The organism is Mycobacterium sp. MFM001 (genome assembly GCF_003402475.1).
In the GTDB taxonomy this organism is placed as follows: Bacteria; Actinomycetota; Actinomycetes; order Mycobacteriales; family Mycobacteriaceae; genus Mycobacterium.
Genome location: NZ_BFAB01000002.1, coordinates 22,643 through 33,694 on the forward strand (window position 1 = coordinate 22,643; position 11,052 = coordinate 33,694).

At 66.6% G+C, this 11,052-nt stretch carries 11 protein-coding genes and 1 tRNA gene; 3 read left to right on the forward strand and 9 right to left on the reverse strand.

The window, feature by feature from the left end; translation table 11 throughout:
* Positions 1–3: 3 nt before the first annotated feature.
* A complete protein-coding gene (lysA, locus tag MFM001_RS03550; protein WP_238158943.1) occupies positions 4–1,383 on the reverse strand; it encodes a diaminopimelate decarboxylase in 1,380 nt (459 codons plus the stop codon).
* A 35-nt stretch (positions 1,384–1,418) separates the two neighbouring features.
* Complete coding sequence (argS, locus tag MFM001_RS03555; protein ID WP_160117991.1) at positions 1,419–3,071, reverse strand: arginine--tRNA ligase; 1,653 nt, start codon at positions 3,069–3,071, stop codon at positions 1,419–1,421.
* Between the two features lie 114 nt (positions 3,072–3,185).
* Here argS and MFM001_RS03560 point away from each other — a divergent pair.
* Positions 3,186–3,261, forward strand: a tRNA-Arg gene (locus tag MFM001_RS03560).
* A gap of 13 nt (positions 3,262–3,274) precedes the next feature.
* On the opposite strand, the gene MFM001_RS03565 is transcribed toward MFM001_RS03560, so the two are convergent.
* Together MFM001_RS03565 and MFM001_RS03570 are read right to left on the reverse strand one after the other, a co-directional pair.
* Complete coding sequence (locus MFM001_RS03565; protein ID WP_116373685.1) at positions 3,275–4,360, reverse strand: sulfite oxidase; 1,086 nt, start codon at positions 4,358–4,360, stop codon at positions 3,275–3,277.
* Between the two features lie 90 nt (positions 4,361–4,450).
* Complete coding sequence (locus MFM001_RS03570) at positions 4,451–5,329, reverse strand: LLM class flavin-dependent oxidoreductase (protein ID WP_116373687.1); 879 nt, start codon at positions 5,327–5,329, stop codon at positions 4,451–4,453.
* Positions 5,330–5,368: 39 nt separating this feature from the next.
* Between MFM001_RS03570 and MFM001_RS03575 the strand changes: the two genes are divergently transcribed.
* Positions 5,369–5,782 carry a VOC family protein gene (locus tag MFM001_RS03575; protein WP_116373689.1) on the forward strand — a complete coding sequence of 138 codons (414 nt, stop codon included), beginning with the start codon at positions 5,369–5,371 and terminating at the stop codon, positions 5,780–5,782.
* 93 nt (positions 5,783–5,875) lie between these two features.
* The gene (locus MFM001_RS03580; protein ID WP_116373691.1) at positions 5,876–6,265 is read left to right on the forward strand and encodes a VOC family protein; all 390 of its coding nucleotides are present in this window, start codon (positions 5,876–5,878) and stop codon (positions 6,263–6,265) included.
* Between the two features lie 3 nt (positions 6,266–6,268).
* Here MFM001_RS03580 and MFM001_RS03585 read toward each other — a convergent pair whose 3' ends face one another.
* The 5 genes from MFM001_RS03585 to MFM001_RS03605 all read right to left on the reverse strand — a co-directional run bounded on the left by MFM001_RS03585 (position 6,269) and on the right by MFM001_RS03605 (position 10,960).
* On the reverse strand, positions 6,269–6,739 hold the full coding sequence (locus MFM001_RS03585; RefSeq protein WP_116373693.1) for an RrF2 family transcriptional regulator: 471 nt from the start codon (positions 6,737–6,739) through the stop codon (positions 6,269–6,271).
* A gap of 9 nt (positions 6,740–6,748) precedes the next feature.
* Positions 6,749–7,477, reverse strand: coding sequence for a 3'(2'),5'-bisphosphate nucleotidase CysQ (locus MFM001_RS03590; protein ID WP_116373696.1), 729 nt, complete (start codon positions 7,475–7,477; stop codon positions 6,749–6,751).
* Entirely contained in the window at positions 7,474–9,318 is a 1,845-nt protein-coding gene (gene cysC / locus MFM001_RS03595) for an adenylyl-sulfate kinase (protein ID WP_116373698.1), read from the reverse strand. The genes MFM001_RS03590 and cysC overlap by 4 nt, the downstream gene beginning before the upstream one ends.
* The gene (gene cysD / locus MFM001_RS03600) at positions 9,318–10,247 is read right to left on the reverse strand and encodes a sulfate adenylyltransferase subunit CysD (RefSeq protein WP_238158897.1); all 930 of its coding nucleotides are present in this window, start codon (positions 10,245–10,247) and stop codon (positions 9,318–9,320) included. The genes cysC and cysD overlap by 1 nt, the downstream gene beginning before the upstream one ends.
* Positions 10,248–10,468: 221 nt before the next feature.
* Positions 10,469–10,960 (reverse strand): carbonic anhydrase, encoded by a 492-nt coding sequence (locus tag MFM001_RS03605; RefSeq protein WP_116373702.1) that lies wholly within the window; start codon positions 10,958–10,960, stop codon positions 10,469–10,471.
* Between the last annotated feature and the right edge of the window lie 92 nt (positions 10,961–11,052).

Consider the following 11,052-nt stretch of genomic DNA (forward strand, 5'->3'; position numbering starts at 1 on the left):
GCCTCACCTCACCTCCAAGCTCAACAGGTCGTCGACCGTCTCCCGGCGCAGAATCAGTCTGGCCTGCCCGTCGCGCACCGCCACCACCGCCGGGCGGCCGATCAGGTTGTAGCGGCTCGACAACGAGTAGCAGTACGCGCCGGTGGCCGCTACGGCGACCAGGTCGCCGGGTTGCAGGTCTCCCGGAACCCAGGCATCGCGCACGACGATATCGCCGCTCTCGCAGTGCTTTCCGACCACACGCGCCAGCGTCGGCTCGGTATCGCTGCTCCTGGAGACCAGCCGCACGTCGTACTCCGCGGCATACAGCGCCGTGCGGATGTTGTCGCTCATGCCGCCGTCAACGCTGACGTAACGGCGCTGTGCCGTCGCGCTCACGTCGACGTCCTTGACGGTGCCGACCTCATAGAGGGTGATGGTGCCGGGCCCGGCGATCGCGCGGCCGGGTTCGACGACCAGCCGAGGCGCGGGCAGGCCCACTGCCGCGGATTCGTTGCGCACGATGGTGTTCAGCTTGGCGGCCAGGTCTTGGACCGGCGGTGGGTCGTCGGGCGGCAGGTACGAGATCCCCAGGCCGCCACCGAGATCGACGGTCGAAATCTGGCTGGTCTTACCGACACCGAACTCGGCGACGATGTCGTGCAGCAGGCCGATGACGCGGTGCGCTGCCAGCTCGAACCCGGCGACATCGAAGATCTGTGAACCGATATGACTATGCAGGCCAACCAGTCTGAGGTTATCGGTGGCGAAGACCCGTTTGACGGCGGCCATCGCCGCGCCGTTGGTCAGCGACAGCCCGAACTTCTGGTCCTCGTGCGCGGTGGAGATGAACTCGTGGGTGTGGGCCTCCACGCCAACGGTGACCCGGACCAGGACGTCCTGGACCACGCCGGCTTCGGCTGCGATCGCGTCGAGGCGCTCGATCTCGGTCATCGAATCCAGCACGACATGGGCGATCCCGGCCTTGACCGCAGCGGTCAGCTCGGCGACCGATTTGTTGTTGCCGTGCAAGGCGATTCGCTCGGCGGGAAAGCCGGCTTCTAGCGCGACAGCCAGCTCGCCGCCGGTGCACACGTCGAGGCAGAGTCCCTCATCGTTGATCCAACGCGCGATCTCGGTGCATAGGAACGCCTTGGCGGCGTAGTGCACGTTCTCCCCGCCGCCGAACGCCTCGGCCATCTCGCGGCAGCGTGAGCGGAAGTCGTCTTCGTCGATGACGAAAAGCGGTGTGCCGTATTCCCGTGCCAGCTCGGTCACCGTGACGTTAGCGATACTGACGTCGCCGGTCTGGTTGCGGACGGCGTTGCGCGGCCAGACATTCGGTGCCAGGTGCAGCAGTTCCTGCGAGGACTGCGGCCGCGGTGGCGTGTCCGCGTGATGGATTTCTTCGGCGTGCCGTGGGCCGGCCGGATGTGCGCTCACATTCGCTCCGGCGCGGTGACGCCCAGGATTGCCAAGCCGTTGGCAATGACCTGGCGGGTGGCCTGGCACAACGCAAGGCGCGCGGTGTGCAGCTCGTTGGGTTCCTCGTCGCCCTGCGGCAACACCCGGCAGGAGTCGTAGAACCGGTGGTAGTCGCCGGCGAGGTCTTCCAGATAGCGGCACACCCGGTGCGGTTCGCGCAGCGACGCCGCGGTTTTGAGCACGCGCGGGAACTCGCCGAGACCGCGGATCAGTGTGCCCTCTTTGTCATGGGTGAGCAGTTCGAGGTGACCGGTGTCCGGGATCAGGCCGAGCTCGGCGGCATTACGGGCCAGCGCCGAGAGCCGGGCGTGCGCGTATTGCACGTAGTAGACCGGGTTTTCGTTGGATGCCGACGACCACAATGCCAAGTCGATGTCGATCGGGGTGTCCACCGAGGAACGAATCAGGCTGTAGCGGGCAGCGTCGACACCGATCGCTTCGACAAGGTCGTCGAGGGTGATCACGGTGCCGGCCCGCTTGCTCATCTTGATGGGCTGGCCGTCGCGAACCAGGTTGACCATTTGGCCGATGAGCACCTCGACGGTGGCCGGGTCGTCGCCGAACGCGGCCGCGGCGGCCTTGAGCCGGGAGATGTAACCGTGATGGTCGGCGCCGAGCATGTAGATGCACAAGTCGAAGCCGCGCTGCCGCTTGTCGAGATAGTAGGCGAGGTCACCGGCGATGTAGGCCGGTTTGCCGTCGCTCTTGATCACGACGCGGTCCTTGTCGTCGCCAAAGGCGCTGGTGCGCAACCAGGTTGCGCCGTCCTTCTCGTAGATGTTGCCGTTTTCGCGGAGTTTCTCGATGGCCTGGGCGACCCGGCCGCTGGCGTGCATCGACTCTTCGTGGGTGTAGACGTCGAAGTCGGTGCCGAAGTCGTGCAGCGAAGCCTTGATGTGGGTGAACATCAAGTCGACGCCGATGGCCCTAAACGTTTCGTGCTGCTGCGCCTCGGGGAGTTGTAGTGCGTCAGGGGACTTTTCAAGCACCTGTGCGGCGATGTCGGTGATGTAGCTGCCGGCGTAACCGTCCTCGGGCGTCGGCTCCCCCTTCGCGGCAGCGATCAGCGAGTTGGTGAAGCGGTCGATCTGCGCGCCGTGGTCGTTGAAGTAGTACTCGCGGGTGACGTCGGCGCCCTGGGTGGTCAGCAATCGGCCGAGGGCGTCGCCGACGGCGGCCCAGCGGGTGCCGCCGATGTGGATCGGGCCGGTGGGGTTGGCCGAGACGAACTCGAGGTTGACCTTGTGGGTGGCCTGGGTGTCGGAGTGGCCGTATGTGGCGCCGGCGTCGATGACGTTGTTGACGATGACGCCCTGCGCCGACGCGTCGAGGCGCAGGTTGATGAAGCCGGGACCGGCTACCTCGGCCGTGGCGATGCCGTCGGCCTGCGTGAGCGCGTCGGCCAGCCAGCCGGCCAGCTCGCGGGGGTTGGCGCCGACCTTCTTGGCGAGCTGCATCGCCAGGTTGCTGGCGTAGTCGCCGTGCTCGGGGTTGCGGGGCCGCTCGACGGTGACCGTGGCCGGCAGCGCGGCGGTGTCAAGGCCACGCTCGGTCAGCACCGCGGTCGCGGTGTCCTTGAGCAGCTCAGCCAGGTCAGCGGGGGTCACGAGGCTCCATCCTATTGGCTGAGGTGCTCGCGACCCGAATCCGTTCCGGTGGTCGGCTGTCCGCTTTGATGCGCTAGTCTGGCTGGGCCCAATGGCGCAGCACCTCGCGCGTGCGCCCCCGTAGCTCAGGGGATAGAGCGTCTGCCTCCGGAGCAGAAGGCCGCAGGTTCGAATCCTGCCGGGGGCACCACCGTTTCCGCAGGTCAGATGACGTCGAAGTGCACCCGTGCCCACGAATTATTGCCATAACCCTTGGGGTTCCACAGCGATGCCGCCGATTCGGGCTGAGTGTTTCCGGCGGTGTCCCATGCCCGAGCCGTCACTGCCAACGGTCCCGGCTCGGCGTTCACGGTCAGCGACCACTGCCGCCACGCCCACCGGCTGAGCACCGGCTCGAGTTTGGCTTGGCGCCAGCTGCGCCCGTCGTCGAGAGATACATCGACCCGGGCGATGCCGCGATCACCGTCGGCGAGGGCATAACCGCGGACGATCAACGGTCCGGCGGGAAGCTGGGCGCCGTTCTCCGGAACCAGGATGTCGCAATTCAGCGCCACCGACGACAACGAAATGCCTTCCTCCGGTTCGGCAATGTCCGGATCGGCATCGGCCGGAAGGATCCGATAGGCGACGGCTTGAAAGTAGTTGTCCGACGGCGTTTCTCGCACAGTGATCGCGTTGACCCATTTCACACTGCGGGCCCCGATGTATCCCGGGACCAGCACCCGCACCGGTCCGCCGTGGATCCTCGGAAGCGGTTGGCGGTTCATCTGCCAAACCAGAAGGACCTCCTCCGACATCGCCTTTTCCAACGGAATCGAGCCGCCAAAGGGCTGAGCCGGATCAGCCAGCGGCGAGACGTCCGGGCCCAGAAACGCCGCGTGTAAGCCGCCGATACGATGGACACCGGCGGCGTCGAGCACGTCGGCCAACCGCACACCCCGCCATTCGGCCGTCGACGTCGCCCCCGGACCCCATGGATCCTCGCCGACGATCTCGCGGATCTCGTTGAACTCAGCACGGCGGTTTCCTGCGCACTGCAGGGTCGCGACGACCGTCTGCGCATCAAATGCGCTGGTCAGCTCATCGAAGGACAGGTTGAGCGGCGTGGCGACCAGCCCGTCGACCGCCAGCCGCCACCGGTCGACCGAGATGTCGGGGATAGGCCCGTGGTTGCGGCAGTAGAAGACGTCCAGCGGGGTGATCTCGTCGCGGGCCAGCGCCGCGGGAGCCGCTTCCGCGTTGAATGGGGAACGTCCGTGCACGATGGTGCTCGCGCTCTTACCCCACATGCATCCAGCTTGCCTGGTGGGAGCCGCCGAGCAGACGCAAAGTCGCGTTGCCAGGGCAAGAGGTGGGCGATTTTGTGTCTGCTCGCGACCCTAAAGGGCGGCAACCACCTCGGCGACTCGGCGCAGCTGGTCCAGATCGGAACTGGTTGGGATGAGCTGAATTTCGTCGGCGCCGATCGCTTCAAACTTGCGTAGCACCGCCACCAGCTCGTCCTCGCTGCCGGCAAATCCGGTCGTCGGCGCCATCGCGTCGACATACTCCGCCGGTATCCAGTTCATGTAGCGGCGCAGATGCCGATGCATCTGCTGCCGCGCGCCGTCCAAAGACCCGAGCGCGAACCAGAACGACGTCGCTAGGTGCGGTTTTGGCTTGCCCGCCTCGGCCCACGCCGTCCTCGCCACGTCGAACAGCTCGTTTTGTTTGGCGACGTCGAGGTCCAACGTCGTGCCGGCTAGCCCGTCGGCCCAGGCAGCGGCGCTGCGCAAGGTCTTCGGGCCGATGGTGCCGACCAGCAGCGGCGGGCCGCCCGGCTGAGCCGGCGCCGGCCCGACCGGCAGCACCGACTCGGTGACCTTCTCCCCCAACCAGACGCGTTTCATCACCGCCACCCGCTCGGCCATGCCGCGCATCGTCTGCGTCGTCAGATCCGCGCCGACCGCTTCATAGTCCTCAACACGGCCGCCCACCCCGACCCCGACGGTCAGCCGTCCGCTGCTCAGCATGTCGCCTGTCGCCAACGCTTTCGCCAGCATCACGGGGTCGTGCAACTGGGGCACGATCACCGTCGTCACCAGCCGCACCCGATCGGTCCACGCGCCCAGCGCGCCCAGCAGCGTCAACGCCTCGGGGTTGTCGAACGCGATGCGCTCACCCCAGCACAGCGACGAAAACGGGCCCTCGTCGATCGCCTGCGCCCAGTCGCGGAGCACATGCGCATCCAAATCCGGTTCCATCACCGGCATGGTCATCCCTATCTGCACGACCGCGATTCTGGCAGCATGTCTCGCGTGGGCATCACCGCCACCTCTATCGCGCATGTCCGACTCACCGTCACCGATATCGAGCGATCCCGGCAGTTCTACGAGAGCGTCTTCGGCTGGCCGGTGCTGGTCGAGTTGCCCGACAATGCCGACGAAGCGACCCGCAGCCAACTGGGGTTTCTGTTCGGCGGCGTCATCTACGACCTAGGTGGCGCGCTGATTGGGCTGCGGCCGGTTGCCAACGACCGCTTCGACGAAGATCGCGCCGGCCTGGACCACATCGCGTTCCGTTGCTCTGACAGGGACGAACTAAACGCTGCGGCAACACATCTCGACGAGCTGGGTATCCATCATGAGCCGGTCAAGGACATCGGACCGTCCTACATCCTGGAGTTCCGCGACCCGGACAACATCGCATTGGAGCTGACCGCACCTAAGTAGTCGCCACCCCCTGCGAGCGTGCGGAGAATGACATCAGATACGGCGTGTCGACGTACAAATACGCACGCTCGCGCCGAGATAAGGAGAAGCACAATGCCTATTGCCTTGAACCACACCATCGTCGCCGCACGCGACAAGCGGGAATCGGCCGAGTTTCTCACCGAACTGTTCGGGCTACCGGATCCGGTGCCGTTCGGACACTTCTTGAGCGTCAAGCTCGAGCACGGCGTCGACCTCGACTACGCCGATGTGCCCGAGGGCGAGGACATCCGGCCCCAGCACTACGCCTTCCTCGTTTCCGAGGACGACTTCGACGCGATCTACGGCAAGATTCAATCGCGCGGGATTCAGCATTGGGCCGATCCCCGCGCGCAGCGCCCCGGCGAGATCAACCACAACGACGGCGGCCGCGGCGTGTACTTCCAAGATCCCGGCGGGCACTACCTGGAAATCATCACTCGGCCGTACGGCTCAAGTGGCTGAGCGCTACCGACCGTGCCGCTTGCGTTCCTGGTCGCGGTAGTCGTCGGCGAGTCGGCCGACGTGCTTGGGCAAGGCGCCGGCCGCGACGTCGGCAACCGTCGTCTCCTCTAATACCGAACGCATGCTGGCCCGCAGCGCCCGCCACACGTCGGTCAATGCCGCGGTGGGGCCGGAATAGGGCAGGTCGCCGAGACCGATGTCGCGCACGCTGGCCAGCGGCCCGTCGATGCAACGCAGCACGTCGGCGATGCTGATCTCGGTGGCCGGACGCGCCAGCTCGTAACCGCCGTCGCGGCCGCGGTGGCTGCGCACCAGCCGATCGGTGCGCAGGTCCGACAGGATGTCGACGAGGAATTGTGGCGGGATCCCTTGGGCGTTGGCCAGATCTTCGGTCTTGACCAGCGTGCCGCTGTCGGCCGTTGCGAGCTGCACCATCGCCCGCACTGCGTACTCCGCCTTGGCCGACATCCGCATGCTCCGAGGTTAGCCAGTTACGGCCAGCACCGCCTCGGCGTATTCGGGACGGCACACCACCAGATCCGGCAGCCGCGGGTCGCTGTGGTTGTAGGTCAGCGGCGACCCGTCGATGCGCGACGTATGCAGGCCGGCCGCGCGGGCCACCGCAACCGGCGCCGCGGAATCCCATTCGTACTGCCCGCCGGCGTGGACGTACACGTCGGCGCGCCCTTGAATGACCGCGGCGACTTTCGCCCCCGCCGATCCCATCTCCACCAGCGTGCCGCCGAGGTGGTCGCGCACCTGCAGCGCGATCGCCGGCGGGCGAGTACGCGATACCACCACCCGGGGCGGACCCGGATGCGACGACGGCGGCGCGACGTCGGGGGTGGCCAGCGTGATGCCCTGCGCCGGCAGAGCGACGGCGCCCGCGACGAGCTCGCCGGATTGCCACAGTGCCACGTGCACGGCCCAGTCCTGGCGGCCGAGTTCGGAGAACTCGCGAGTGCCGTCGAGCGGGTCGACGATCCATACCCGCTGGGAGCTCAGCCGCACCCGGTTGTCGGCGCCCTCTTCGGACAGTACCGCGTCAGCGGGCTGTTCGCGCTCCAGAGCTTCCATCAGGAAATCGTGGGAGCGCTTGTCCCCCGCGGCTTTTCGCTCGCCCTCCGTTGCCCCGGCCAGTTCCTCGCGCACGGCAAGGAGCAGTTCACCCGCCTGCGTGGCCAGCCGCGCCGCCAGCTCGTGGTCGCTCACCTGCGCGACTCGAGCAAGTCGAGGACTCGCTGGGCCTGCTCGTCGACCGACATTCCCGGTGTCAGGCGCAGATCCGGGTTCTTGGGCCGCTGATACGGGCTGTCGATACCGGTGAAATGGGTGATCTCACCGGCCCGTGCCTTCGCGTAAAGCCCCTTGGGGTCCCGCTTTTCGCAGTCTTCGATCGGGGTGTCGCAGAACACCTCGAAGAAGTCGAGCCCGGCCTCGGCATGCACCTGCCGGGCCAGCTCACGGTGCTCGGCGAGCGGGCTGATCGCCGGCACCAGCACGGTGTGCCCCGAATCGGCGAGCAGCGTCGCCACGTGCGCCAGCCGGCGCAGGTTCTCGGCGCGGTCGGCCATCGAGAAGCCCAGGTCGGCGTTCAGACCGTGACGTAGGTTGTCGCCGTCGAGAACGTAAGCGGGAACGTCGTTTTCGAGCAGCTTTCGCTCGACGAGCATGGCCACTGACGACTTGCCCGAGCCGGACAGTCCGGTGAACCACACCGTGCGGCCTCGTGCCATCCGGTCTTCGGCGGTCACCAGCGACTGGTGTCGCACGGTGTTAGGGCTCGACGTGCGACCGGCGACGTCGCGCAGCACCATGCCCGCGGCCACGGTTCCGTTGGTGGCCGGGTCGATCAGGATGAACGAGCCCGTGCTGGCGTTGCGGATGTACTCGTCGAGCAGCAGCGGCACCTGGGTGCGCAGCGAGATGCGGCCAAGTTCGTTGAGGTTCAACGCCGTTGCGCTCTTGTCACGGTGCAGCGTGTTGACGTCCAGGCGGTAGTCCAGCCCGGTGACGATCGCCCGCGTGGTGCGGGTGGTGTGCTTGACGAGGTACTCGCGACCCGCCTCCAGCGCCGAGCCGTCGGCCATCCAGCAGATGGTTGCGTCGAACTCCTGGGTGACCCGCGGCTGGTTGTTGGTGCGGGCGATCATGTCGCCGCGCGAGATGTCGATGTCGTCGGCGAGTCGCACCGAGACCGCCATCGGCGGAAACGCCTCGTCCACCGGCCCTGTGGGCCCTTCGATTTCGGTGATGCGGCTGGTCTTGCCTGCCGGCAGCACGATGACCTCGTCGCCGGGGCGCATGACACCGCTGGCCACCGAGCCTGCGTAGCTGCGGTAGTCGTGATGCTCGCGGGTCTGCGGGCGGATGACGTATTGCACTGGGAACCGCACGTCGACGAGGTTGCGGTCACCGGCGATGAACACCTCCTCGAGGTGCGACAGCAGCGCCGGCCCGTCGTACCACGGCGTCTTGTCGGACTTGGTCACCACGTTGTCGCCGTGCAGCGCCGACATCGGGATAGCGAGCACGTCGTGCACGTCGAGGCGCGTGGCGAAGGCATGGAAGTCGTCGCGGATGGCCTCGAAAGCCGCTTGGTCCCAGTCGATCAGGTCCATCTTGTTGACTGCGAGCACGATGTGCTCGATACCGAGCAGCGACGCCAAGAAGGTGTGCCGGCGCGACTGCTCCAGCAGACCGTGGCGGGCGTCGACCAGCACGATAGCCAGCTGGGCGGTGGATGCCCCGGTCACCATGTTGCGGGTGTACTGAACGTGGCCGGGGGTGTCGGCGATGATGAATTTCCGCTTGGGCGTGGCGAAATAGCGGTAGGCGACGTCGATCGTGATGCCTTGCTCGCGCTCGGCGCGCAGCCCGTCGGTGACCAGCGCCAGGTCGGTGTAGTCGTGGCCGCGTTCCTTCGACGTGGCTTCGACCGACGCCCACTGGTCTTCCATCACGGCCTTGGAGTCGTACAGCAGCCGCCCGATCAGGGTGGACTTGCCGTCGTCGACGGAGCCGGCCGTTGCGATGCGCAGCAATGTCGTCATCAGAAGTACCCCTGCCGCTTGCGGTCTTCCATGCCTGCCTCGGAGATTCGGTCGTCGGCGCGGGTGGCGCCACGCTCGGTCAGCCGCGACACCGCGGTTTCGGCGATGACCTCCGCCACCGTCGCCGCCGTCGACTCCACACATCCCGTACAGGTGACGTCGCCGACGGTGCGGAACCGAACCGTCGCCTCGAACACCTCCTCGTCGGCGCGGGGCTGCATGTGCCGGTGCACGGCCAGCAGCATCCCGTCGCGCTCGAACACCTTGCGGCGGTGGGCGAAATAGATCGACGGCAGCATGACCTTCTCGGCGCCGATGTAGGACCACACGTCGAACTCGGTCCAGTTCGACAGCGGGAACACCCGGATGTGCTCGCCCTTGTGGTGCCGGCCGTTGTAGAGGTTCCACAGCTCGGGTCGCTGGGCTTTGGGGTCCCACTGCCCGAACTCGTCGCGGAAGCTGAACACCCGCTCCTTGGCGCGGGCCTTCTCCTCGTCGCGCCGGGCGCCGCCGAATGCCGCGTCGAACTTGTTCTCGCGGATGGCGCGCAGCAGCGTCACGGTCTGGATCGGGTTGCGCGACGGGATGGTCTCGACGACGCGGCCGGCGTCGATGTCGTCTTGCACCTTGGCGACCACCAGTCGCACCCCGGTTTGCTCGACCAGTTCGTCGCGGGTGGCGATGACCTCGTCAAAGTTGTGGCCGGTGTCGACGTGCATCACCGGAAACGGCAGCCGGCCCGGGCGGAACGCCTTGAGTGCGAGGTGCAGCATCACGATCGAGTCCTTGCCGCCGGAGAACAGCAGCACCGGGCGTTCGAACTCGGCGGCCACCTCGCGAATGATGTGGATGGCCTCGGCCTCCAGTGAGCGCAAATGGCTCAGTTCGTATTGCCCGGCGGTCGGGCTGGCGGTTGCCTGGCTGGTCATAGAGCCTTCGCTATCTTGGTAAAGTTGGGTAGATTGGCCTGATTTATGAGCCTTACCGGGAATCTACTCAAGTCGGGCGGCCGGTGTCAACGCTCAACGCCGAGTGGGCTAGGGCGTCGTCGAATGATCGAGTGTGAACTGAGGGCTTCGAGTGCGCGGAGAGGGCGGGAATTTTCGACCGGGGCCGCCGAGGATTCACTCTCGGCGCCCAGGATTCACACTCAGAGGGTGACCTCGTTGAGCTTGCCGGTGGCGACGTCGAACACGAAGCCGCGCAGCGAGGTGTGCTTGGTAACGAACGGGCTGGCTTCGATGCGGCGCAGCGACTGGCGGACGTCCTCCGCCGGGTCGGGGAAGGCCTCGGCGGCCCAGGCGGGTCTGATGCCGGTCTCCTCCTGGATCGCGCGCTTGAAGTCGTCGTCGGTGAAGGTGAGCATCCCGCAGTCGGTGTGGTGAATGAGGATGATCTCGCGGGTGCCCAGCAACCGCTGGCTGATCGCCAGTGAACGGATCGCGTCGTCGCTGACGACGCCGCCGGCGTTGCGGATGACGTGCGCCTCGCCCTCTTTGATCCCGAGCGCGCGGTAGACATCGAGCCGCGCATCCATGCACGCGACGATCGCGACGTGTTTGCTCGGCGGCATCGGCAGCGGGCCGTTGAAGGAGCTCGCGTATTGGGCGTTGTTGGCCAGATAGTCGTCGGTAACCGTCACGCCAATCTCCTTGCGTTGTTTGCTGGATCGAGCATTCGGGTGGCTGATTCTAACAATTCGGCCGTTGCTGTTCACCGGTACGAATCAGCCGG

Bases quoted from the DNA above. Each gene is read 5' to 3' on its own strand.
- cysC (WP_116373698.1), bottom strand. From the start codon at position 9,318: ATGACGACATTGCTGCGCATCGCAACGGCCGGCTCCGTCGACGACGGC.
- cysD (WP_238158897.1), bottom strand. From the start codon at position 10,247: ATGACCAGCCAGGCAACCGCCAGCCCGACCGCCGGGCAATACGAACTG.
- MFM001_RS03585 (WP_116373693.1), bottom strand. From the start codon at position 6,739: ATGCGGATGTCGGCCAAGGCGGAGTACGCAGTGCGGGCGATGGTGCAG.
- MFM001_RS03580 (WP_116373691.1), top strand. From the start codon at position 5,876: ATGCCTATTGCCTTGAACCACACCATCGTCGCCGCACGCGACAAGCGG.
- MFM001_RS03565 (WP_116373685.1), bottom strand. From the start codon at position 4,360: ATGTGGGGTAAGAGCGCGAGCACCATCGTGCACGGACGTTCCCCATTC.
- MFM001_RS03570 (WP_116373687.1), bottom strand. From the start codon at position 5,329: ATGACCATGCCGGTGATGGAACCGGATTTGGATGCGCATGTGCTCCGC.